General features: G+C 58.9%; 15 protein-coding genes. 9 read left to right on the top strand and 6 right to left on the bottom strand.

The genetic code is table 11. From position 1 onward, the window contains the following. Positions 1 to 2 precede the first annotated feature (2 nt). Positions 3 to 446, bottom strand: a complete 444-nt coding sequence (gene wzb, locus E0L16_RS18665) for a low molecular weight protein-tyrosine-phosphatase Wzb (RefSeq protein ID WP_063450260.1) — start codon at positions 444 to 446, stop codon at positions 3 to 5. Between the two features lie 6 nt (positions 447 to 452). Beyond that, positions 453 to 1,589 carry a polysaccharide export protein gene (locus tag E0L16_RS18660; RefSeq protein WP_131637766.1) on the bottom strand — a complete coding sequence of 379 codons (1,137 nt, stop codon included), beginning with the start codon at positions 1,587 to 1,589 and terminating at the stop codon, positions 453 to 455. A gap of 693 nt (positions 1,590 to 2,282) precedes the next feature. Between E0L16_RS18660 and E0L16_RS18655 the strand changes: the two genes are divergently transcribed. Further along, entirely contained in the window at positions 2,283 to 3,866 is a 1,584-nt protein-coding gene (locus E0L16_RS18655; protein WP_063868350.1) for a TerC family protein, read from the top strand. 90 nt (positions 3,867 to 3,956) lie between these two features. Here E0L16_RS18655 and asmA read toward each other — a convergent pair whose 3' ends face one another. From asmA to udk, 3 genes are all read right to left on the bottom strand, one after another. Further along, positions 3,957 to 5,807, bottom strand: a complete 1,851-nt coding sequence (asmA, locus tag E0L16_RS18650) for an outer membrane assembly protein AsmA (protein WP_131637764.1) — start codon at positions 5,805 to 5,807, stop codon at positions 3,957 to 3,959. Between the two features lie 23 nt (positions 5,808 to 5,830). After that, on the bottom strand, positions 5,831 to 6,412 hold the full coding sequence (gene dcd / locus E0L16_RS18645; protein WP_006811250.1) for a dCTP deaminase: 582 nt from the start codon (positions 6,410 to 6,412) through the stop codon (positions 5,831 to 5,833). Positions 6,413 to 6,503: 91 nt separating this feature from the next. Next, positions 6,504 to 7,145 (bottom strand): uridine kinase, encoded by a 642-nt coding sequence (gene udk, locus E0L16_RS18640; RefSeq protein ID WP_000130320.1) that lies wholly within the window; start codon positions 7,143 to 7,145, stop codon positions 6,504 to 6,506. Between the two features lie 342 nt (positions 7,146 to 7,487). Here udk and E0L16_RS18635 point away from each other — a divergent pair, with 342 nt between their 5' ends. Then, positions 7,488 to 10,817 (top strand): diguanylate cyclase, encoded by a 3,330-nt coding sequence (locus E0L16_RS18635; RefSeq protein ID WP_131637762.1) that lies wholly within the window; start codon positions 7,488 to 7,490, stop codon positions 10,815 to 10,817. On the opposite strand, the gene alkA is transcribed toward E0L16_RS18635, so the two are convergent. Then, entirely contained in the window at positions 10,782 to 11,654 is an 873-nt protein-coding gene (gene alkA / locus E0L16_RS18630; RefSeq protein ID WP_131637760.1) for a DNA-3-methyladenine glycosylase 2, read from the bottom strand. The genes E0L16_RS18635 and alkA overlap by 36 nt on opposite strands. Positions 11,655 to 11,784: 130 nt before the next feature. Between alkA and yegD the strand changes: the two genes are divergently transcribed. The 7 genes from yegD to baeR all read left to right on the top strand — a co-directional run bounded on the left by yegD (position 11,785) and on the right by baeR (position 24,284). Next, complete coding sequence (gene yegD / locus E0L16_RS18625; protein WP_131637758.1) at positions 11,785 to 13,137, top strand: molecular chaperone; 1,353 nt, start codon at positions 11,785 to 11,787, stop codon at positions 13,135 to 13,137. A gap of 209 nt (positions 13,138 to 13,346) precedes the next feature. Continuing rightward, positions 13,347 to 14,549, top strand: coding sequence for an MdtA/MuxA family multidrug efflux RND transporter periplasmic adaptor subunit (locus E0L16_RS18620; RefSeq protein WP_131637756.1), 1,203 nt, complete (start codon positions 13,347 to 13,349; stop codon positions 14,547 to 14,549). After that, on the top strand, positions 14,549 to 17,671 hold the full coding sequence (locus tag E0L16_RS18615; protein WP_107533364.1) for an MdtB/MuxB family multidrug efflux RND transporter permease subunit: 3,123 nt from the start codon (positions 14,549 to 14,551) through the stop codon (positions 17,669 to 17,671). The genes E0L16_RS18620 and E0L16_RS18615 overlap by 1 nt, the downstream gene beginning before the upstream one ends. Further along, on the top strand, positions 17,672 to 20,749 hold the full coding sequence (mdtC, locus tag E0L16_RS18610) for a multidrug efflux RND transporter permease subunit MdtC (RefSeq protein ID WP_063868343.1): 3,078 nt from the start codon (positions 17,672 to 17,674) through the stop codon (positions 20,747 to 20,749). Next, positions 20,750 to 22,165, top strand: a complete 1,416-nt coding sequence (mdtD, locus tag E0L16_RS18605; protein ID WP_063450269.1) for an MFS transporter — start codon at positions 20,750 to 20,752, stop codon at positions 22,163 to 22,165. Then, positions 22,162 to 23,565 (top strand): envelope stress sensor histidine kinase BaeS, encoded by a 1,404-nt coding sequence (gene baeS / locus E0L16_RS18600; protein WP_063450270.1) that lies wholly within the window; start codon positions 22,162 to 22,164, stop codon positions 23,563 to 23,565. The genes mdtD and baeS overlap by 4 nt, the downstream gene beginning before the upstream one ends. Continuing rightward, positions 23,562 to 24,284 (top strand): envelope stress response regulator BaeR, encoded by a 723-nt coding sequence (gene baeR, locus E0L16_RS18595; RefSeq protein ID WP_063450271.1) that lies wholly within the window; start codon positions 23,562 to 23,564, stop codon positions 24,282 to 24,284. Before baeS ends, baeR begins: the two co-directional genes overlap by 4 nt. The last annotated feature ends 8 nt before the right edge of the window (positions 24,285 to 24,292 follow it).

Here is a 24,292-nt window from a genome sequence, read left to right as displayed (position 1 = left end):
TGTTATCCCTGCTGAGCTTTCAGTGCCTGCGCCCACTGGCGGGCAGACTGGTCTAGTAAGGTGTATACCGCCTCAAAGGCCTCGCGGCTCTTGCGATACGGATCGGGAATTTCGCGCTCACCATCCCAGTGACCGAACAGCATCACCTTGCCGCGCATCTCCGGTGCGATATCGCACAGCGCGTGAATGTGGCGTTTTTCCATCGCGAGGATCAGGTCATATTCCCGGCACATCCGACCAGAGACCTGACGGGCAACGTGCCCGTCGAGTGAGAGGTTATGTTCAAGGGCTACGCTCGATGCACGCTCGTCGGCACCTTTTCCAACCAGCGCGCCAAGCCCTGCGGAGTCGACCGTTAACGCAGGCTGGTAATTCTTCAGCAGCCTTTCAGCCGTGGGGGAACGGCAAATGTTCCCCACGCACACCACCAGAATTTTGTTAAACATCGCGGCTTACCAGGTATGAATGTCGCTCGCCGTATCCGTCATGTAGCGAACGCCACTGATGGTAGGCAGCAACTGGTTGATCAGACGGTTCCAGCGGGCAACCGGCGCGGTGGTGACGTAGACCACATCGTATGGCTGGAGACGGAACGACGTTGCCATGACCAGAGACGTCGCGTCGGACATGTCCAGCTGGTAGATATTGGCAATCTTGCCCTTCGCGTTCTCGCCTTTGATTGGACGGATCACGAAGATGCCGCTGGCGTTGGAGGCGGTCAGATCGATGCCTTCCGCATTGCCCAGCGCTTCGGTCAGGGTCATACCGCTGAAGTCCATCTTGAGGGTGCTCTGTTTCTTCACTTCGCCCATCACGAACACTTTGAGATCGTCATTGCGCGGCACGTAAAGAATGTCGCCCGGATAAAGCAGGCGGTTCTGGGTCAGGTCGCCGTTCTGCATCAGCGCCTGAAGCGAAATGCGCTGCTCTTTGCCGTTGTGGGTCAGCACCACGTTGCGCCAGTCGGCGCCGTCGGTTAAACCACCCGCGGCGTTGATCGCGTCCAGAACGGTGAGCGGTACGTTGGTGATAGCCTGCTGGCCGGATTTGTTAACCTGGCCGGAGATATACGCTTTCTGGGAGCGGAACGCGGCGATATTAACGTCCACCTGCGGGTCAGCAATGTACTGCGCCAGGCGGCCGGTAATATCACTACGGATCTCAGCAAGCGTTTTGCCCGCAACGTGCACTTTACCAATGTACGGATAGAACATGGTGCCATCGGACTGGACCCAGTTACCGGTATCGCTTGAGCTGCGGTACTGGCCCGCAGGCGTGGTCAGTTCCGGGTGATCCCAGACGGTCACGTTAATAACGTCACCCGCCCCCACGCGGTACTGGTAAGAGGCAATTTCCTGGTCCAGCGACATATTTGGCTGAGCAACGTTTGGACGCGGGCGCAATTGTTCTACCAGACGTGGGGTTAATGGGTAAACATTCACCATTTTGTCGAGATCAAAGTCAGCGTCCTGCTGCTTAATCACATCCTTGCCCATTGTTGACATATTGCTGCCGGGAAAGACCGTGCAACCACTCATCAAGGTCACAGACACCAATAATGGCATCAATTTCATTTTGGATTTCATCATTGATTATTTATCACTTTGGCAGAGTAATTATCCTGTGCAATTTAAATAAGCGCGGGTCGTGGTGACAATCAGAATGCAGTTAATCATTTAGCAATATAACTGGCATCAGTCCTAAAGTAAGCTTATTCATCTGTTGGCTATTGACAGAATAATTGAGGCTGATTCACACGCTTTCAGGCACGCTACCGCCCTTGGCTTTCAGTTACCAATACACTGACTAAACAATGCGTTATGGATAGACACCCTTCTGAACATGGCCTTTTGTAGAATATATCAACCACGTCAAAGGCACGGTTGATAATGAATTACCTTCACTAAAGACCGAAACAAAAATAGCAACAAGGAAATTTAACATTTGATGCTGGGAGAATTGTTGCAGCTAACCTAATAGCAGGCAAGGAGACAACCGTCCTAATATTCGTTTTTAAGATTAATATTAAGAGCAAAGTTTTGAGGTTTTCGGATTTTCTTTATATTGACAAAATTGCGCGCCAAACCATTTACTGCGATATATCCTAAATATCGTTCATTGTAATTAAATCTTCGCAATTAACTTATTTACAGCGCGCCCTAAAGCGGTTTTACCTCAGTGTAGCATTAAGAGAAATCTCACCCCGGCATTGCAATTTTGGTCGGCTTTATCCATGATCGAAGTGTGACATTCGTCATATAACAGAAGGTATTGCGTTTACTATGGAATGGATTGCCGATCCATCAATCTGGGCCGGGCTGGTGACGCTCGTCGTCATTGAATTAGTGCTCGGGATTGATAACCTGGTGTTTATCGCCATCCTTGCGGATAAATTGCCTCCCTCGCAGCGCGACCGCGCCCGCGTGACGGGCCTTCTGCTCGCCATGGTGATGCGTTTGCTGCTGCTGGCCTCTATCTCCTGGCTGGTCACGCTGACCAAACCCCTTTTCACCGTTCAGAGCCTGAGCTTTAGCGCCCGCGATCTGATCATGCTTTTCGGCGGGCTGTTCCTGCTGTTCAAGGCCACCGTTGAGCTTAACGAGCGGCTGGAGGGGAAAGACAGCGAAAACCCCACCCAGCGACGCGGCGCCAAATTCTGGCCGGTGGTCGCGCAAATCGTGGTGCTGGACGCCGTCTTCTCTCTCGACTCGGTGATCACCGCCGTCGGGATGGTTGACCACCTGGCCGTGATGATGGCCGCCGTGATCATCGCCATCACCCTGATGGTGCTCGCCAGCAAGGCCCTGACGCGATTTGTAAACAGCCACCCGACCATCGTGATCCTGTGCCTCAGCTTCCTGCTGATGATTGGCTTTAGCCTCGTTGCGGATGGCTTCGGCTTCCATATCCCGAAAGGCTACCTGTACGCCGCAATTGGCTTCTCGGTGCTGATAGAGTTCCTGAACCAGCTGGCCATCTTCAACCGCCGCCGCTTTCTCTCCGCAAACCAGACGCTGCGACAGCGCACCGCCGATACGGTGATGCGCCTGCTGAGCGGCAGGAAAGAGGATGCCGAGCTGGACGCCGAGTCCGCGGCGATGCTTGCCGACCATAGCGACGGGCAGATCTTCAACCCGCAGGAGCGCCGGATGATAGAGCGCGTGCTCAATCTCAACCAGCGCTCCGTCAGCAGCATCATGACCTCCCGTCACGACATTGAGCATATAGATCTGACGGCGCCGGAAGAGCAGATCCGCGCCCTGCTGGATAAAAACCAGCACACCCGCGTGGTCGTCACCGGCGGGGACGAGGAAGAAGAGCTGCTGGGCGTGGTGCACGTGATCGACCTGCTGCAACAGCAGCTTCACGGTGAGCCGCTCAACCTGCGCGCGCTGGTCCGCCAGCCGCTGGTTTTCCCGGAAGCGCTGCCGCTGCTCTCCGCGCTGGAACAGTTCCGTAACGCGCGTACCCACTTCGCATTTGTCGTGGATGAATTTGGCTCTGTGGAAGGGCTGGTGACGCTCAGCGACGTTATGGAAACCATCGCCGGTAATCTGCCAAATGAGGTGGATGAGATCGACGCGCGCCACGATATTCAGAAAAACGCCGACGGCAGCTGGACCGCTAACGGCCACATGCCGCTTGAAGATCTGGTGCAGTTCGTTCCGCTTCCGCTGGACGAGAAGCGCGAATACCACACCATCGCCGGTTTGCTGATGGAATATCTGCAACGTATTCCGCAGCCGGGCGAAGAGGTTCAGGTGGGGGATTACATGATTAAAACCTTGCAGGTGGAAAGCCATCGCGTGCAGAAGGTGCAGCTGATCCCGCTGCGCGGTGACGATGAGAGGGATTTTGAGGTGTAAAAAAGCCGGGTGGCGCTTCGCTTACCCGGCCTACGGTGTCTGGCTTTTGTAGGCCGGGTAAGGCGAAGCCGCCACCCGGCACAACAGGCATCAGAGCTTATCGAGCAGCTTTTTCACGTCCTTACCTGACTGGGACTCTTTATTGCGGTCCGCCCAGTCATTCAGCCGACGTTTCGCTTCATCCTGAAGATGCTTACGCAGGATCTGATCGACCTGCAAACTGTAGTTCAGCGCCTGCCACTTTCCGTAGACGCGCAGCGGTATTGGCGTCTCTTTCAGGAACTCAACAAGCTGGCCTTCACCTTCCCAGCCGGCCTTCACGCGGACGTTGAAGCGGGTGTCAGCCGTCTCTTTCACCAGATCCAGCGCACCGTTTCCGGTCAGCGCCAGCAGAGACGAGGTTCCCTGCATCTCGTCGAGCGAGAGCTGACCGTTGTCGAGGGCAAGCTCGCTGGTAAAGCTGTCGAGACGGGTGGCGCTGTCGTAGTTTTCATTTGCCTTCACGCTGCTGCTGCGCTCTACCGCCTGCTGCACCAGCTGCTGGAAGTTCAGCCCTTCCATGCGCGAATCTTTCAGCTCAACGTGCGCCCGCCCCTGCCAGCTCCGGCGGAAGGCGTCCGCATCGATCTTCGTGCCGGAGAAATCCCCCGCCAGCGACAGCTGCCCCGTCAGGGCAATCGGATAGTTAAAGGCTTTCAGGATGGTGCCAATCTCAACGTTTTCCAGACGCGGCTGGAACGCGGCGCTGGCAACGTCTTTGCGTACGTCCAGCGTGCCCGGCAGGGAGAGATTCCCGGCCCCCATTTTTCCGCTGAGCTCAGAGATAACCAGCAGGCCATTGTGGTTGAACATCTGGCTGCTGACGTCGGTAAAATCAATCCCACGCCAGCGCACGCTATTCGCTTTTAGCAGGATGTCGGCGGTAAAGCCTCGCAGGCCGTTGTAGTCAGGCCGATCGAGATTGGAGGAGATCACCGGACGCGTTTGCGTGACCTGGCTTTGCCCTACCTGCGTGACTCCCTCATCGGCTGCGTTCACCGGTTGCGACGGGAGCAGATTCTCAAGGTTCAGCCTGTCGAATTGCAGATCCAGCACCCACTTAGGTTTTTCATCAAGCGTAACGCTCGCCTGTCCTTTAAGAGTACTGTCGTTCGCCTGGAGGTTTAGCGCGTTCAGTTCCAGCTGTTTGCGCTCTTCATGCCAGACCGCCTGCATCGTACCCTGGCCAGCGATCCCTTTTGTGGGTAAATCCGCGCCGGTCAGCTGCCAGTTGAGCTGCTGAATATCCGCCGTCAGCTGATGCGGGTAGTCCGAAGCGTTTACGTTCGCGTTCATCGACAGGTTGAGATCGCGCTGATTGCGGTTGATCCGCCCGGAGAACTCCACGGTGGCGTGATGGCTGGCGTCCTGCTCCATCCTGAGGTTGATATTGCGTACGGTGATCTGCTCGTCGTCCTCATGCTGGAAAACCAGCACGCTGTCAGCGACCTTCAGACTACCAATATCGAACGACCAGCCAGCGTCAGACGGGACGTCAGGCAAGGTGTTTTCATGCGGTTCGACCGGGGCATCCGCCTGACGAACGGCTTCGGTTTGTGGCGTAAGTTGGATCACCGCGCCCTTCAGCATCACCTGTTCGACCTGGAGCTGATGGGACAAGAGCGGGATGAGCGCGACATCAAGACGCATGTTATCCGCGGTCACCAGCGGCTGCGCGGCGCCCGGCGCGGTAAGTGACATGCGTCCGGAGAGAATGCTGAGCTGAGGCCAGACGTGCCAGCGCAGCGGCCCGTCCAGCTTGAGTTCATACCCGCTGCGCGCTTCAACCTGTCGCACCATATAGGCCCGGAAGTCGTTCGGGTTAACCAGCAGCACCAACGCTGAAAGGCCAGCCACCAGCACCACCAGCAAAATCATCAGCGTTGTCAGAACTCTTCTCATGGCTTCCTCAGTGAACTCACAGATCAGTCTTTATCGATACGACTGGCAACCGCACCCTGCTGGTCGCGATATTTTGCGTCCTGACGGCGGTTATAAGGACGGTCTGCCGGGCCGGTCAGCGGTTCGAAGCTCAACGCACCAATCATCATACCCGGGCGAAGCGCCAGCGGCAGTTTACCGGCGTTAAAGAACTCCAGCACGATACGGCCAGACCAGCCCGGATCGATACGGTGCGCGGTAACGTGCACCATCAGGCCCAGACGCGCCAGGGAAGAGCGTCCGTCAAGCCAGCCCACCAGATCCGCCGGCAGCGTGACGGACTCAAAGGTCACCGCCAGCGCCAGTTCGCCAGGATGGAGATAAAACGCCTCGCCTTCTTCAATGACGATTTCGTCACTCATGACGCGATCCAGCGCCGCACTGACTTCGTCTTTCGGCCCGCTGAGGTCGATAAACGGTGCCGTGTGGCCGCTGAAGGTGCGGAATTTATTCCCCAGACGCACATCGACGGTCACGCCGTTAATACGCTCAACCGGCGGACGCGGGGTGATAGACAGGCGGCCTTCATCCAGCCAGGCTTCTATATCGCGGTCACAAAGACGCATGGCACTTTCTCCTTTCGTGCATCGCGCCCTGAAGCTTTACGGCATCAGGGCAAAACCAGGTTATCTCTGAACGGTACACAATTCACGCGGCTTATTCAAAAAACTGACTGATTTTCGCTTTTAAGATGTCAATAGCAATACGGTTTTTACCGCCGCGAGGAACAATAATATCGGCGTATTGTTTTGAAGGCTCAATAAATTGCAGGAACATCGGGCGAACGGTTTTCTGATACTGCGCCATCACCGAGTCCATGGAACGGCCGCGTTCGTTAACGTCGCGTTTGATACGCCGCATCAGGCAGATATCCAGCGGGGTGTCGACGAAAATCGAGAAGTTCATTGATTCGCGCAGACGGGCGTCGGTGAGCAGCAAAATCCCTTCAAGGATAATGACTTTCTTGGGCTCGATGCGGATCGTTTCCTGAGTGCGGGTATGTTCCACGTAGCTGTAGACGGGCAGTTCAATCGCCTCGCCGCGCTTCAGCGCTTCCAGATGCTGGAACAGCAGGCTGTGATCCATCGCACTGGGATGGTCGTAGTTGGTTTTTACGCGCTCTTCCATCGAAAGATGGGATTGATCTTTGTAATAGCTGTCTTCGGGAATAACACCGATATGCTCATCACCCACTTGTTCACGCAGTTCGCGATAAAGCGTACTGGCAATAAGACTTTTACCTGAAGCCGATGCGCCGGCGATGCCTATGATGACGCACTGATGAGACTTATCAGTCATAAATTTAGCGACCTGATTAACCTGGATGTAAGGAAGGACGACGCCGGAGCGTCAAACGCGGCAATTATAGGGATTTCGGGGGCGTGATACCAGTCGAATGCGCAGGTTATGCGAGGCGGGCTGAAAAGCGCCCCTTCTCGCCTTTAGCGAAATTTTTACGCGCGTTTAATCGCCATTTCCACCCCCTTCTTCGCAGAGTCACTATTTTATAAGTCTATGAAGTCAAAATCTGAGCACTCAGCATATGAATTGTAAAATGTTTGTACTAGCATAAACCAAATTATTACTTTTACGCGTCCGGACCTGGCTCCTGACAACACGGCGTCCCTGGATAGAGCGGTAATGAATAAACAATACCAGCGGGTTTTGGTCACTACCCCACATCCTTTACTGCGGCTTGTCTGTCTGGGTCTGGTCACGTTCATCTTCACCTTATTTTCCCTTGAACTGACTCGCTTCGGTACGCTGCTGGCGCCATTGTGGTTTCCGACCTCAATCATGATGGTGGCGTTTTACCGCCACGCGGGAAAAATGTGGCCCGGCATTGCGCTCGCCTGCTCCTTTGGCAATATTTTTGCCTCGTGGATGCTGTTCTCATGGGAATCGATCAGCATCACCTACACGGCGATCAATATCATTGAAGCCACAATCGGCGCGCTGTTACTGCGTAAGCTTCTCCCGTGGTATAACCCGCTGCAAAACCTCAACGACTGGGTCCGACTCGCCCTCGGCAGTGCCGTGGTGCCGCCGCTGGTGGGCGGCATTCTGGTGCATTTTCTGGTGCCGAGCGCAGAGCCGCTGCGTAATTTTCTTTTCTGGGTTCTCTCAGAATCCATTGGCGCACTGGCGCTGGTGCCGTTAGGTCTGCTGTTTAAGCCGCATTATCTGCTGCGCCATCGCAACCCAAAACTGCTGCTGGAAACGCTGGTGACCCTGGTCGTTACGCTGGTTCTGAGCTGGACGGCAATTACCTGGCTGCCGTGGCCGTTCACCTGCATCATCGTTCTTTTGATGTGGAGCGCGGTGCGCCTGCCGCGTATGGAAGCGTTCCTGATCTTTTTATTCACCATCATGATGGTATCCCTGATGATGGCGCGAAACCCGCTCTCCATGACGCCCTCCAGCATGATCGTCACCTTCAACGCGCCTTGGCTCCCCTTCCTGATGATGCTGCTTCCCGCCAACATTATGACGATGGTGATGTATGCCTTCCGGGCCGAGCGTAAACACATCACGGAAAGCGAAGAGCGTTTTCGTAATGCGATGGAATATTCCGCGATAGGCATGGCGCTGGTGAGCATTGAGGGCCAGTGGCTCCAGGCCAACAAGGCGCTGTGCAATTTCCTCGGTTACAGCCAGTCGGAGCTCCAGTCGCTCACGTTCCAGCAGTTAACCTGGCCGGAAGATTTAAATACCGACCTGGAACAGCTCGAACAGCTGATCCACGGCGAGATCAACACCTACAGCCTCGAAAAACGTTACTACACCCGCAACGGCGAGGTGGTCTGGGCGCTGCTGGCCGTCTCCGTCGTGCGACATGCCGACGGTACGCCGCTCTACTTTATTGCTCAGATTGAAGACATTAACGACCTGAAACAGACCGAGTGGGTGAATAAGCGCCTGATGGAACGTATCACCCTCGCTAACGAAGCCGGTGGGATTGGCATCTGGGAGTGGGATCTTGAGCCAGACGTGATTAGCTGGGATAAACGAATGTTTGAGCTGTACGAGATCCCTGCGCACATAAAGCCCTCCTGGCAGCTCTGGCATGACGCCATCGTGCCTGAAGATCGCGCGAACGCCGAACGGGTGCTGCGTGAATCACTCCAGGCCAGGGTGCCCTTCAAGCTGGAATTTCGCATTCGCGTCAAGGATGGCATTCGCCACATTCGTTCCCTGGCAAACCGGGTGCTGAACAAACAGGGCGAAGTGGAGCGGCTGTTAGGCATCAACATGGATATGACCGAGGTGAAGCAGCTGAACGAGGCGCTGTTCCAGGAAAAAGAGCGCCTGCATATCACCCTCGACTCCATCGGCGAAGCGGTGCTGTGTACCGACGTCGACATGAACATCACCTTTATGAACCCGGTCGCCGAAAAGATGAGCGGCTGGTCGCAAAGCGAAGCGCTGGGTCAGCCCGTTCTGGAGGTGCTGCACATTACCTTCGGCGAGAAGGGACCGTTAATGGAAAACATCCACAGCGGCGACATGTCCCGTACCGATATCGAACAGGACGTGGTGCTTAACTGCCGGAACGGCGGCAGTTTCGACATTCACTACAGCATTACCCCGCTCAGCACCCTGGACGGCCATACTATCGGCTCGGTGCTGGTGATTCAGGACGTAACCGAATCGCGCAAAATGCTGCGCCAGCTGAGCTACAGCGCCTCCCATGATGCCCTTACCCACCTGGCGAACCGCGTCAGCTTCGAAAATCACCTGAAGCGCCTGTTGCAGACGGTCCAGGAGACCCACCAGCGTCACGCGCTGGTCTTTTTCGACCTTGACCGCTTTAAGGCGGTAAACGATACGGCAGGCCACGCGGCGGGCGACGCCCTCCTGCGCGAGCTTTCTTCGCTAATGCTGACCATGCTGCGCTCCAGCGACGTGCTGGCGCGTCTGGGCGGCGACGAGTTTGGCCTGCTGCTGCCGGACTGCAACGTCGAAAGTGCACGCTACATTGCGGGCCGGCTGATTGACGCCATCAACAGTTACCATTTTTCCTGGGAAGGACGCCTGCACCGCATTGGCGCCAGCGCGGGGATCACGCTGATTGACGACAGCAATTATCAGGCTGCGGAAGTGATGTCTCAGGCCGACATTGCCTGTTACGCCTCGAAAAACAGCGGGCGCGGCGTGGTCACCGTCTATGAACCCCAGCAGGAGCGGATCCACAGCACGCGCAGCATGATGTCGCTGGATGAGCAGTGGCACATGATTAAAGATAATCATCTGCTGATGATCGCGCGCAGCGTCGCCTCGCCGCGCATTCCCGAGAGCAGCAGCTTCTGGCTGATTTCCCTGCGGCTGTGGACCAGCCAGGGAGAAGTGCTGGAAGAGCATGCCTTCCGCGCCGGGCTCGGAGAGGCGGAGCTGCTGCACGCCCTTGACCGACGGATATTCAGCGAGTTTTTCCGTACCTATGCCGCGCAGGTGGCGGCCAAAGGTATGGGCGTCGCGCTGCCGCTCTCAGAGGCGGGGTTAGCCAGCGTCACGCTGGTAAATGAACTGCTCGACCTGATTACCAAAGGCCCGATGCCGGCGCGGCTGCTGCATCTGGCAATCGCCGTCGATGTGCTGAACAACACGGATGAAAACGTGCAGCAGGGTCTGCAAAAGCTTCGTCATGCCGGCTGCCGCGTGGTGCTGACCCGCGTCGGACGCGACATGAACGTCTTCAGTCAGCTCAGCGCCACCACCGCTGATTATTTGCTGCTGGATGCAGACGTGGTGACCAACGTCCACGGCAATCTGATGGACGAGATGATGGTAACTATCATTCAGGGCCACGCCCGGCGTCTGGGACTAAAAACCATTGCCGGGCCGTGCCACCAGTCGATCATGATGGATACGCTGTCGGGCATCGGCGTTGACTTTATTTACGGCGATACCATCGGGGAAGCGCAGCCGCTCGATTTACTGCTGAATACCAGCTATTTCGCCATCAACTGACGGCGACCAGCCGTCGGTGTACCAGATATGTAATAGCGCGTACGAGCGCCACGGCTGCCAGCGCTCGGCATAGCGACGGATCTGCGCGGGCGTCATGCCGGCAAAACGCTGCTTAATCAGATAATCATCCGGCAGGAAAACGTCCTTTGCCTGCCAGCCGCGCAGGGCCAGATAGTTAGCGGTCCAGCGTCCGATGCCGGGCCGCTGCTGTAGCGCCTTCATCCCGGCCTCCACGTCCGCAGGCGGGAACAGCGGGAATTCCCCGTCCACCACCGACTGCGCCAGATGAATCAGCGACTCCGCACGCCTGAGCGGCATCCCGAGGGCTTTTAACGCCAGCGGATCTGCCGCGGCCAGCGCTTCTGGCGGAGGAAAGCACAGGTAGCCCGGCGCATCCTCGATGGGTTCACCGCACAGCGCCACCACCCGCGACGCCAGTTTTGCCGCCATCGCCACGCTCACCAGCTGCCCGAGAATGGCGCGCACGCCCTGTTCGTATGCATCCATCGCCCCCGGCAAACGTAACCCCGGACGCGCCGCGCCGAGATCGCCCAGCGTCTGCGCAATTTGCTGCGGATCGCAATCAAGATCGAACAGGCGGGCAATGCGGTCGAGACAGATGTCCGCCACTGGGATCAGGCCAGGGCTGAGCGACACCGCCAGCGTATGGGTTGCGCTGTCCGGCGTAACCCGAAAAACGCCCTGCTGCCCCGCATAGCCAAAACTGCGCTCGTAGTAAGCCTCCGTGACGGTCTCTACCCCGGTGACCGCACGCGCGGCAAGAAAGCCAAACATCCACTGCCAGTCGTAGGGCGGTTGCCAGTTCAGGGTGTACATCGTCTCTCCTTTTTTATTTATCTCAGCATAAACCGAAAGATAGCGTTGCGCCTTGCTTTCATATTCCTGTTGTCGCCTGGCAGACATTTCGCTAAAGTCTCGCCCCTTCTCACCGGCATGGGGATTTATTGTGTTTATTGGATTCGACTACGGCACCGCAAACTGCTCGGTTGCGATAATGCAAAACGGACAACCGCAGCTCCTGAAAATGGAAAACGGCAGTACGCTGTTGCCGTCAATGCTCTGCGCGCCCACGCGTGAAGCGGTGAGCGAGTGGCTGTTCCGCCATCATCAGGTTCCGGCCACGGCGGCAGAATCACAGGCGCTGCTGCGCCGTGCGGTCAGTTTTAACCGCGAGGAAGATATCGACGTTACCCCTTCCAGCGTGCAGTTCGGCCTCTCTTCGCTCGGGCAGTACATTGACGATCCGGAAGAGATTTACTTCGTTAAATCGCCTAAATCCTTTCTCGGCGCCAGCGGCCTGAAGCCGCAGCAGGTGGCGATGTTTGAAGATCTGGTCTGCGCGATGATGCTGCATATCCGCAATCAGGCGCAGTCGCAGGTGCCGGAGACCATCACCCAGGCGGTGATTGGTCGCCCGATCAACTTCCAGGGGCTGGGCGGTGATGAAGCCAACCAGCAGGCGCAGGGGATCCTCGAGCGTGCGGCGCACCGGGCGGGCTTTAGCGACGTGGTGTTCCAGTATGAGCCGGTTGCGGCGGGGCTGGATTTTGAGGCCACGCTGACGGAAGAGAAGCGGGTGCTGGTAGTGGACATCGGCGGCGGTACGACGGACTGTTCGTTGCTGCTCATGGGGCCGCAATGGCATCACCGTCGCGATCGTGAAAACAGCCTGCTGGGGCACAGCGGCTGCCGCGTCGGCGGTAACGATCTGGATATCGCCCTGGCGTTCAAGAGCCTGATGCCGCTGCTCGGCATGGGCGGACAAACCGAGAAAGGCATCGCCCTGCCGATCCTGCCGTGGTGGAACGCGATTGCCATCAACGACGTCCCTGCGCAGAGTGATTTTTACAGCACCGCGAATGGCCGTTACCTCAACGATCTGGTGCGCGACGCACAGGATGCCGGGAAGGTCGCCCTGCTCTATAAAGTGTGGCGCCAGCGCCTGAGCTATCGGGTCGTGCGCACCGCAGAAGAGAGCAAAATTGCCCTTTCCGATCGTCCGAAGCAGGCCGTTTCATTGCCGTTTATTAGCGACAATCTGGCAACGACCATTACCCGGGAAGGGCTGGAACTGGCGCTGGCCCAGCCGCTACAGCGTATTCTGGAGCAGGTACAGCTGGCGCTGGAGAACGGCAAAGAGAAACCGGACGTGATTTACCTGACCGGCGGTAGCGCCCGTTCACCGCTGATCAAGAAGGCGCTGGCGGAACAGCTGCCGGGGATCCCCATTGCCGGCGGCGATGACTTTGGCTCCGTTACGGCAGGGCTGGCGCGCTGGGCGCAGGTGGTGTTTAGCTAATGCGGTTGTGCCGGGTGGCGCTGCGCTTACCCGGCCTACGTTTCGAGGATCTTGTAGGCCGGGTAAGGCGAAGCCGCCACCCGGCGAAACAGCGCGCCACACTCAGACCATTCCTGACAGTCTTCCATATTTCCTTCATTTTTCCGCTGTGTTAGCTGACTAAACTAGTATCATTCCCCGAAAGAGTTTCAGGATGAGAACGTATAACGATGAAAGGCAGTAACAAATCCCGCTGGGCAATCGCCGCTGGTCTGATTGTGGTGGTCCTTGCCGCCGCCTGGTACTGGCATAGTCAGTCCGCGAATTCCCCGGCACCGGCTGGCGCCAGTAGCCCCTCACAGCGCCCTGCGGGCAGTGGTCGCCACGGCATGCGCGGCGGCGCGCTGGCGCCGGTGCAGGCGGCAACGGCGGTGACTAAAGCGGTACCTCGTTATCTCTCCGGGCTGGGAACCATCACCGCCGCTAACACCGTGACGGTGCGCAGCCGCGTGGACGGTCAGCTGATGGCCATTCATTTCCAGGAAGGGCAGCAGGTCAAAGCCGGCGATCTGCTGGCGGAAATCGACCCAAGCCAGTTTAAGGTGGCCCTGGCGCAGGCGCAGGGGCAGCTCGCGAAAGACAAAGCCACCCTCGCCAACGCCCGCCGCGATTTAACCCGCTATCAGCAGCTGGTAAAAACCAACCTCGTGTCGCGCCAGGAGCTGGATACCCAGCAGTCGCTGGTCAGCGAATCGCAGGGCACCATTAAAGCCGACGAAGCCGCGGTCGCCAGCGCCCAGCTCCAGCTGGACTGGAGCCGGATCGTTGCCCCCATCGACGGGCGCGTCGGCCTCAGGCAGGTGGACATCGGCAACCAAATCTCAAGCGGCGACACCACGGGCATTGTGGTGATCACCCAGACGCACCCTATCGATCTCGTCTTTACCCTGCCGGAAAGCGACATTGCGACGGTGGTCCAGGCGCAGAAAGCCGGTAAAGGGCTGGTCGTGGAGGCCTGGGATCGCACCAACAAGCAGAAGCTGAGCGAAGGTTCGCTGCTGAGCCTGGATAACCAGATCGACACCACCACCGGCACCATCAAGCTGAAGGCGCGCTTCAACAATCAGGACGATGCCCTGTTCCCGAATCAGTTCGTCAACGCGCGTATGCTGGTCGCGACCGAAGAAAACGCGGTAGTGATCCCGACGGCGGCTCTGCAAATGGGCAGTGAAGGCAACTTTGTCTGGGTGCTGAACAGTGAAAACAAGGTCAGCAAACACCTGGTGAAAACCGGCATCCAGGACAGCCAGACGGTGGTGATCGACGCCGGGCTGTCCGCAGGCGACCGCGTCGTGACCGACGGTATTGACCGTCTGACCGAAGGGGCGCAGGTCGAGGTGGTGGAAGCTCAGACTACAGGAGCAAAAGCCTGATGCAGGTGATGCCGCCGAGCTCTACAGGTGGGCCATCACGCCTGTTCATTTTACGTCCGGTTGCGACGACCCTGTTGATGGTGGCGATCCTGCTGGCCGGGATCATTGGCTACCGTTTTCTGCCCGTGTCGGCGCTGCCGGAAGTAGACTACCCGACGATTCAGGTTGTCACCCTCTATCCGGGCGCCAGTCCGGACGTGGTGACGTCCGCAATCACCGCCCCGCTGGAGCGTCAGTTCGGCCAGATGTCTGGCCTGAAGCAGATGTCCTCCCAGAGCTCCGGCGGCGCCTCCGTCGTCACGCTTCAGTTCCAGCTCGCGCTGTCGCTGGACGTCGCGGAACAGGAGGTGCAGGCCGCCATTAACGCCGCCACCAACCTGCTGCCGTCTGACCTGCCGAACCCGCCGGTTTACAGCAAGGTGAACCCGGCAGACCCGCCGATCATGACGCTTGCCGTCACCTCCTCCGCCATGCCGATGACGCAGGTGGAGGACATGGTCGAAACCCGCGTGGCGCAAAAGATTTCGCAGGTGACCGGCGTCGGGCTGGTGACGCTCGCAGGGGGACAACGCCCCGCCGTGCGCGTTAAGCTTAATGCCCAGGCCATTGCCGCGCTGGGGTTAACCAGTGAAACCATTCGCACCGCCATCAGCAGCGCCAACGTTAACTCAGCGAAGGGCTCGCTGGACGGCCCAACCCGCGCGGTCACGCTCTCCGCCAACGACCAGATGCAGTCCGCCGATGAATACCGCCAGCTGATTGTGGCCTATCAAAACGGCGCGCCAATCCGCCTCGGGGACGTTGCCACCGTTGAGCAAGGGGCTGAAAACAGCTGGCTCGGGGCGTGGGCCAATAAGCAGCAGGCGATCGTCATGAACGTTCAGCGCCAGCCGGGCGCGAACATTATTGATACTGCCGACAGCATTCGCACCATGCTGCCGCAGCTGGTGGAAAGCCTGCCGAAATCGGTCAGCGTGAAGGTGCTGTCGGATCGCACCACCAACATTCGCGCCTCGGTATCGGACACGCAGTTCGAGCTGATGCTGGCGATTGCGCTGGTGGTCATGATCATCTACCTGTTCCTGCGCAACGTTCCGGCAACCATCATTCCCGCCGTTGCCGTGCCGCTCTCGCTGGTGGGAACGTTCGCGGTAATGGTATTTCTCGACTTTTCGATTAACAACCTGACGCTGATGGCGCTCACCATCGCCACCGGGTTCGTGGTGGACGATGCCATCGTCGTTATCGAGAACATCTCGCGCTATATCGAAAAAGGTGAAAAGCCGTTAGCCGCCGCGCTGAAGGGCGCGGGAGAAATTGGCTTTACCATCATCTCGCTGACCTTTTCGCTGATTGCGGTGCTGATCCCGCTGCTGTTTATGGGGGATATCGTAGGTCGCCTGTTCCGCGAATTTGCCGTGACGCTGGCCGTCGCCATTCTGATCTCTGCCGTGGTGTCGCTGACGCTGACGCCGATGATGTGCGCCCGCATGCTGAGCCATGACTCTTTGCGCAAGCAAAACCGCTTCTCCCGCGCCTCCGAGCGGATGTTCGAGCGCATCATTGCCGCCTACGGTCGCGTGCTGGCAAAAGTGCTGAACCATCCGTGGGCGACGCTCGGCGTGGCCCTCGGCACGCTGGCGCTCAGCGTCATGCTGTGGATTTTCATTCCGAAAGGCTTCTTCCCGATTCAGGACAACGGCATTATTCAGGGCACGCTCCAGGCCCCGCAGTCGGTCTCCTTCGCGAATATGGCGCAGCGCCAGCAGCAGGTGTCGGAAATCATCATGAAAGATCCGGCGGTGGAAAGCCTGACCGCCTACGTGGGCGTGGACGGCACCAACCCATCACTTAACAGCGCCCGCCTGCAAATTAACCTCAAACCGCTTGATGACCGCGACGATCGCGTCAACGCGGTGATCGAGCGCCTGCAACGCGCCGTGGCGCGCGTGCCGGGCATTCAGCTGTACCTGCAACCGATTCAGGATTTAACCATTGATACGCAGGTGAGCCGCACGCAGTACCAGTTCACGCTTCAGGCCACCTCGCTTGATGCGCTCAGCACCTGGGTGCCGCAGCTGGTGGACAAGCTGAAAGCGCTGCCGCAGGTTTCTGACGTCAGCAGCGACTGGCAGGACAAAGGGCTGGCGGCGTACGTGAACGTCAACCGCGACACCGCCAGCCGTCTGGGCATTACCATGTCCGACGTGGATAACGCGCTGTATAACGCTTTTGGCCAGCGTCTGATCTCCACCATTTACACCCAGGCGAATCAGTATCGCGTGGTGCTGGAACACAACACCGAGAACACGCCGGGGCTGGCCGCCCTGGACTCGGTGCGCCTGACCAGCAAAGATGGCGGTATTGTGCCGCTCAACGCGATTGCCACGGTGGAAGAGCGTCACGCCCCGCTGTCGATTAACCATCTCGATCAGTTCCCGTCTACCACCATTTCGTTCAACGTGCCGGACGGCTATTCCCTGGGCGAAGCGGTGGAGGCCATTCTGGGCGCGGAGAAGGAACTGAGCTTCCCGTCCGATATTCAGACCCAGTTCCAGGGCAGTACGCTGGCGTTCCAGGCCGCGCTGGGCAGCACCGTCTGGCTGATCGTCGCGGCGGTGGTGGCGATGTATATCGTGCTTGGCGTGCTGTATGAAAGCTTTATCCACCCGATCACCATCCTCTCCACCCTGCCGACGGCGGGCGTGGGGGCGCTGCTGGCGCTGATGCTGGCGGGGAGCGAGCTGGACGTGATTGCGATCATTGGCATCATCCTGCTTATCGGGATCGTGAAGAAAAACGCCATCATGATGATCGACTTTGCGCTGGCCGCCGAGCGCGAACAGGGTATGGCGCCGCGCGAGGCCATTTTCCAGGCCTGCCTGCTGCGTTTTCGTCCGATCCTGATGACCACCCTGGCGGCCCTGTTGGGCGCCCTGCCGCTGATGCTGAGCACCGGCGTGGGGGCAGAGCTGCGCCGTCCGCTGGGTATCGGCATGGTGGGCGGCCTGCTGGTCAGCCAGGTGCTGACGCTGTTTACCACGCCGGTCATCTACCTGCTGTTCGACCGTCTGGCGCTGTGGACGAAAAGCCGCTTCCCGAAACGTGAAGAGGAGGCGTAAGTGAAGTTTTTCGCCCTCTTCATTTACCGTCCGGTGGCGACGATTTTACTCTCCGTCGCCATCACCCTGTGCGGCGTGCTGGGCTTCCGCCTGCTGCCGGTGGCGCCGCTGCCGCAGGTGGATTTCCCGGTGATCATGGTCAGCGCCTCGCTGCCGGGTGCATCGCCGGAAACCATGGCCTCATCGGTGGCCACGCCGCTTGAGCGATCGCTTGGGCGAATTGCCGGGGTTAACGAGATGACCTCCAGCAGTTCGCTGGGCAGCACGCGCATCATTCTGGAATTTAACTTCGACCGGGACATCAACGGCGCGGCGCGTGACGTGCAGGCCGCGATTAACGCCGCCCAAAGCCTGCTGCCGAGCGGCATGCCGAGCCGTCCGACCTACCGCAAGGCCAACCCGTCCGATGCGCCGATCATGATCCTGACGCTCACGTCGGAGACCTACTCCCAGGGCGAGCTGTACGATTTTGCCTCCACGCAACTGGCGCAGACCATTGCCCAGATTGACGGCGTGGGCGACGTGGACGTCGGCGGCAGCTCTCTGCCCGCCGTGCGCGTGGGCCTGAATCCGCAGGCGCTCTTTAACCAGGGCGTGTCGCTGGACGACGTGCGTTCCGCCATCAGCAACGCCAACGTGCGTAAACCGCAGGGGGCGATTGAGGACAGCAGCCACCGCTGGCAGATCCAGACCAACGACGAGCTGAAAACCGCCGCCGAGTATCAGCCGCTGATTATTCATTACAACAACGGCGCGGCGGTGCGCCTGAGCGACGTCGCCAGCGTTACCGATTCGGTGCAGGACGTGCGCAACGCCGGGATGACCAACGCCAAACCGGCCATTTTGCTGATGATCCGCAAGCTGCCGGAAGCCAACATCATCCAGACGGTGAACAGCATCCGCGAGCGGCTGCCGGAGCTTCAGGAAACCATTCCGGCGGCGATCGATCTCCAGATTGCGCAGGACCGCTCCCCTACCATCCGCGCCTCGCTCGAAGAGGTGGAGCAGACCCTGATTATTTCCGTCGCGCTGGTGATCCTGGTGGTGTTCCTGTTCCTGCGATCGGGTCGCGCCACGCTGATCCCGGCGGTGGCGGTCCCGGTGTCGCTGATTGGCACCTTTGCCGCCATGTACCTGTGCGGCTTCAGCCTTAACAACCTGTCGCTGATGGCGCTGACGATTGCCACCGGGTTTGTGGTGGATGACGCCATCGTGGTGCTGGAAAATATCTCGCGCCATCTGGAAGCGGGCATGAAGCCGCTCCAGGCGGCGCTTCAGGGTACGCGTGAAGTGGGCTTTACGGTACTGTCCATGAGCCTGTCGCTGGTGGCGGTGTTCCTGCCGCTGCTGCTGATGGGCGGCCTGCCGGGACGACTGCTGCGCGAATTTGCCGTCACGCTTTCCGTCGCCATCGGTATCTCACTGGTGATTTCGCTAACGCTGACGCCAATGATGTGCGGCTGGATGCTCAAGCGCAGCCAACCGCACTCGCAGCCGCGCCGGAAAGGCTTTGGCCGCGTCCTGATGGCAATGCAGTCAGGCTATGGCAAATCGCTGAAATGGGTGCTGAACCACACGCGTATTGTCGGGCTGGTGCTGATGGGCACCATCGTGCTCAACGTCTGGATGTACATCACCATCCCGAAAACCTTTTTCCCGGAGCAGGATACCGGCGTGCTGATGGGGGGTATTCAGGCGGACCAGAGCATTTCGTTCCAGGCGATGCGCGGCAAGCTTCAGGACTTTATGAAAATCATCCGTGAGGATCCGGCCGTAGACAACGTCACCGGCTTTACCGGCGGCTCGCGCGTTAACAGCGGGATGATGTTTATTACCCTTAAGCCGCGCGGTGAACGTCACGAAACGGCGCAGCAGATCATTGACCGTCTGCGGGTGAAGCTCGCCAAAGAGCCGGGGGCGAACCTGTTTTTGATGGCCGTTCAGGATATCCGCGTCGGCGGACGACAGGCCAACGCCAGCTATCAGTACACCCTGCTCTCGGACGATTTAGCTGCCCTGCGCGAGTGGGAGCCGAAGATCCGAAAAGCGCTGGCCGCTCTGCCGCAGCTGGCTGACGTGAACTCTGACAGCCAAAACAACGGTGCGGAGATGGCGCTCACCTACGATCGTGAAACCATGGCCCGCCTGGGCATTAACGTGGAGGCGGCCAACAGCCTGCTGAACAACGCCTTCGGGCAGCGTGAAGTCTCCACCATCTATCAGCCGATGAACCAGTACAAGGTGGTGATGGAGGTGGATCCGCGCTACACCCAGGACATCAGCGCGCTGGATAAGATGTTTGTGATCAATGATGACGGTAAGGCGATACCGCTGTCGTACTTCGCCAGCTGGCAGCCCTCGAACGCGCCGCTGTCGGTGAACCACCAGGGGCTTTCCGCCGCCTCGACCGTCTCGTTTAACCTGCCAACCGGCTCGTCGCTGTCTGAGGCCAGCGATGCCATTAACCGCGCCATGACCCAGCTCGGGGTACCCTCCTCCGTGCGCGGCAGTTTTGCCGGTACAGCGCAGGTGTTCCAGGACACCATGAATTCGCAGGTCATTTTGATTCTGGCGGCCATTGCCACGGTGTATATCGTGCTGGGCGTGCTGTATGAAAGCTACGTGCATCCGTTGACCATTCTCTCCACGCTTCCCTCTGCGGGCGTGGGGGCACTGCTGGCGCTGGAGCTGTTCGGTGCCCCATTCAGTCTTATCGCGCTCATCGGGATCATGCTATTGATTGGCATCGTGAAGAAAAACGCGATAATGATGGTCGACTTTGCGCTGGACGCCCAGCGCAACGGCAACCTGACGCCGGACGAGGCGATATTCCAGGCCTGTCTGCTGCGTTTTCGCCCGATTATGATGACCACGCTGGCGGCACTCTTCGGCGCGCTGCCGCTGGTCATTTCCGGCGGCGACGGCTCTGAACTGCGTCAGCCGCTGGGGATCACGATCGTCGGTGGCCTGGTGATGAGCCAGCTCCTGACGCTCTACACCACGCCGGTGGTCTATCTGTTCTTCGACCGGCTGCGGCTGCGTTTTTCGCGTAAAAAGAGAACCACGGTGACCGAGTAAATGACCGACCTTCCCGGTAACGTTCGCTGGCAGTTGTGGATAGTCGCGTTCGGCTTCTTTATGCAGTCGCTGGACACGACTATCGTGAACACCGCCCTCCCCTCGATGGCAAAAAGCCTGGGGGAGAGCCCATTGCATATGCATATGGTGATTGTCGCCTACGTGCTGACGGTCGCCGTGATGCTGCCCGCCAGCGGCTGGCTGGCGGATAAGGTCGGCGTGCGGAACATCTTCTTCACCGCCATCGTGTTGTTTACCACCGGGTCGCTGTTTTGCGCTCAGGCCAATACTCTTGACCAGCTGGTGATGGCGCGCGTGCTACAGGGCGTCGGCGGCGCAATGATGGTGCCCGTCGGGCGGCTAACGGTGATGAAAATTGTTCCGCGCGCGCAGTATATGGCAGCGATGACCTTTGTCACCCTGCCCGGTCAGGTCGGCCCGCTGCTTGGCCCGGCGCTGGGCGGTATTCTGGTGGAGTACGCTTCCTGGCACTGGATCTTCCTGATTAACCTGCCGGTCGGTATCATCGGCGCGATTGCCACCCTGACGCTGATGCCGAACTATAAAATGCAGACCCGGCGCTTTGATTTCTTTGGCTTCATCCTGCTGGCCGCCGGCATGGCGACGCTCACCCTGGCGCTGGACGGGCAAAAAGGGCTGGGGATTTCGTCCCTGTCGCTCGCCCTGCTGGTGGCGCTGGGTGTCACCGCTATTCTCTGGTATCTGTGGCATGCCAGAGGCAACGACAGGGCGCTGTTCAGCCTGAACTTGTTTAACACCCCAACCTACCGTCTGGGGCTTTTGGGCAGCTTCGCCGGACGTATCGGCAGCGGCATGCTGCCGTTTATGACGCCGGTATTTTTACAGATTGGGATGGGCTTTTCGCCGTTCCACGCGGGGCTGATGATGATCCCGATGGTGCTCGGCAGCATGGGGATGAAGCGTATAGTGGTGCAGGTGGTAAACCGCTTTGGCTACCGCCGCGTGCTGGTGGCCGCCACGCTCGGGCTGGCGCTGGTCACCCTGCTGTTTATGACCGTGGCGCTGATGGGCTGGTACTACGTCCTGCCGCTGGTGCTGTTCTGCCAGGGGATCGTCAACTCCATGCGCTTCTCGTCGATGAACACCCTCACGCTGAAAGATCTGCCGGACGAGCTGGCGAGCAGCGGTAACAGCCTGCTGTCGATGATCATGCAGCTCTCCATGAGCGTGGGGGTCACGGTGGCCGGCTTGCTGCTCGGCATGTACGGCCAGCACCACCTCAGCGTCGACACCCCCGTCGCGCATCAGGTCTTTTTATACACCTACCTCAGCATGGCGGCGATCGTCGCCCTGCCCGCTTTTATCTTTGCCAGAGTACCGAATGACACGACCAAAAATGTCGTGCTCCGACGCGGCAAAAGGAGTGCACCATGAAATTCTGGCGTCCGGGGATCACCGGTAAGCTTTTTGTGGCGATTTTCGCCACCTGTATTGTCCTGCTGATAACCATGCACTGGGCGGTGCGGGTCAGTTTTGAGCGCGGGTTTATTGACTACATCAAGCACGGTAACGAACAGCGCTTACAGGGCTTAAGCGACGCGCTGGGCGAGCAGTACAGCCTGCACGGTAACTGGCGTTTTCTGCGCAATAATGACCGCTTTATATTTCAAATTCTGCGCTCGCTGGAGCACGATAATGACGACGACCGCCCGGGGCCGGGGATGCCGCCGCACGGCTGGCGCACCCAGTTCTGGGTGATTGATCAGGAGATGCGCGTGCTCGTTGGCCCGCGCTCGCCGGTACCGCCGGACGGCACAAAGCGCGCCATCACCTCGAACGGTGCCACGGTGGGCTGGGTTATCGCCTCGCCGGTCGAGCGGCTGACGCGCAACACCGACATCAACTTTGACCGCCAGCAGCGTCAGACCAGCTGGCTGATTGTCGCGCTCTCTACCCTGCTTGCCGCGCTCGCCACCTTCCCGCTGGCGCGCGGCCTGCTGGCGCCGGTTAAGCGCCTTGTTGAGGGCACACACAAGCTGGCGGCGGGTGATTTCTCGACCCGCGTGGACACCCGCAGTCAGGACGAGCTGGGCAAGCTGGCGCAGGACTTTAACCAGCTCGCCAGCACGCTGGAGAAAAACCAGCAGATGCGCCGCGACTTTATGGCCGACATTTCGCACGAGCTGCGCACCCCGCTGGCGGTGCTGCGCGGCGAGCTGGAGGCGATTCAGGACGGCGTGCGGCAGTTCACTCCCGAGTCCGTGGCCTCGTTACAGGCGGAAGTCGGTACGCTGACCAAGCTGGTGGACGATCTGCATCAGCTTTCCATGTCCGACGAAGGCGCCCTGGCCTACCAGAAAGCTCCAATCGACGTGATCAATATTCTTGAAGTCGTGACCGGCGCGTTCCGCGAACGCTTCGCCAGCCGTGACCTGAAAATCAACCTCTCGCTGCCGGACAGCGCGGTGGTGTTTGGCGACAAAGATCGCCTGATGCAATTATTCAATAATCTGCTGGAGAACAGCCTTCGCTATACCGACGGCGGCGGCGCGCTGCATATCTCCGGCAAGCAGGAAAACGGGCGCTTTGCCCTGACCTTCGCGGACTCCGCCCCTGGCGTGAAGGATGCGCAGCTGGAAAAACTGTTCGAGCGCTTCTATCGCACCGAAGGTTCCCGCAACCGCGCCAGCGGCGGTTCCGGCCTTGGGCTGGCGATTTGCGTTAACATTGTGGAAGCCCACGGCGGCACCATCCGCGCCGCCCATTCGCCTTTTGGCGGGGTTAGCATTACAGTAGAGTTACCTCTGGAACGGGATTTATCGAGGGAAGCATGACCGAGTTACCGATTGACGACAACACACCGCGCATTTTGATCGTGGAAGACGAACCTAAACTGGGGCAACTGCTGATTGACTATTTGCGTACCGCGAGCTACGCGCCCACGCTTATCAGCCACGGCGACCAGGTGCTGCCCTACGTGCGCCAGACGCCGCCGGATCTGATCCTGCTGGATCTGATGCTCCCTGGTACTGACGGCCTGACCCTGTGCCGTGAAATTCGTCGTTTCTCCGACGTACCCATCGTGATGGTGACGGCCAAAATTGAAGAGATCGACCGCCTGCTGGGGCTTGAAATCGGCGCCGACGATTATATCTGCAAGCCTTACAGCCCGCGCGAAGTGGTTGCTCGCGTGAAAACCATCCTCCGCCGCTGCAAGCCGCAGCGTGAATTGCAGGTGCTGGATGCGCAAAGCCCGCTGATTGTCGACGAAAGCCGCTTCCAGGCGAGCTGGCGCAACAAGCTGCTGGACCTCACCCCTGCGGAGTTCCGCCTGCTGAAAACGCTCTCCCACGAGCCGGGGAAAGTGTTTTCCCGCGAACAGCTGCTCAATCATCTGTATGACGATTACCGCGTGGTGACGGACCGCACCATCGACAGCCACATCAAAAACCTGCGCCGCAAGCTGGAGTCGCTGGATGCCGACCAGTCGTTTATTCGTGCGGTGTACGGCGTGGGGTATCGATGGGAAGCGGACGCGTGCAGGATTGCCTAGTCAGCTGC

This window comes from Enterobacter quasihormaechei, from assembly GCF_004331385.1.
In the GTDB taxonomy this organism is placed as follows: domain Bacteria; phylum Pseudomonadota; class Gammaproteobacteria; order Enterobacterales; family Enterobacteriaceae; genus Enterobacter; species Enterobacter quasihormaechei.
The sequence above is the reverse complement of the archived record's forward strand: the minus strand, read 5'-3'. Positions and strand labels throughout refer to the sequence as shown.

Excerpts from the sequence above, each read along its gene's own strand:
- udk (WP_000130320.1), bottom strand. The coding sequence starts at position 7,145 with ATGACTGATAAGTCTCATCAGTGCGTCATCATAGGCATCGCCGGCGCA.
- dcd (WP_006811250.1), bottom strand. The coding sequence starts at position 6,412 with ATGCGTCTTTGTGACCGCGATATAGAAGCCTGGCTGGATGAAGGCCGC.
- E0L16_RS18615 (WP_107533364.1), top strand. The coding sequence starts at position 14,549 with ATGCAGGTGATGCCGCCGAGCTCTACAGGTGGGCCATCACGCCTGTTC.
- baeS (WP_063450270.1), top strand. The coding sequence starts at position 22,162 with ATGAAATTCTGGCGTCCGGGGATCACCGGTAAGCTTTTTGTGGCGATT.
- wzb (WP_063450260.1), bottom strand. The coding sequence starts at position 446 with ATGTTTAACAAAATTCTGGTGGTGTGCGTGGGGAACATTTGCCGTTCC.
- E0L16_RS18635 (WP_131637762.1), top strand. The coding sequence starts at position 7,488 with ATGAATAAACAATACCAGCGGGTTTTGGTCACTACCCCACATCCTTTA.
- mdtD (WP_063450269.1), top strand. The coding sequence starts at position 20,750 with ATGACCGACCTTCCCGGTAACGTTCGCTGGCAGTTGTGGATAGTCGCG.
- alkA (WP_131637760.1), bottom strand. The coding sequence starts at position 11,654 with ATGTACACCCTGAACTGGCAACCGCCCTACGACTGGCAGTGGATGTTT.
- E0L16_RS18655 (WP_063868350.1), top strand. The coding sequence starts at position 2,283 with ATGGAATGGATTGCCGATCCATCAATCTGGGCCGGGCTGGTGACGCTC.
- E0L16_RS18620 (WP_131637756.1), top strand. The coding sequence starts at position 13,347 with ATGAAAGGCAGTAACAAATCCCGCTGGGCAATCGCCGCTGGTCTGATT.
- baeR (WP_063450271.1), top strand. The coding sequence starts at position 23,562 with ATGACCGAGTTACCGATTGACGACAACACACCGCGCATTTTGATCGTG.
- E0L16_RS18660 (WP_131637766.1), bottom strand. The coding sequence starts at position 1,589 with ATGATGAAATCCAAAATGAAATTGATGCCATTATTGGTGTCTGTGACC.
- asmA (WP_131637764.1), bottom strand. The coding sequence starts at position 5,807 with ATGAGAAGAGTTCTGACAACGCTGATGATTTTGCTGGTGGTGCTGGTG.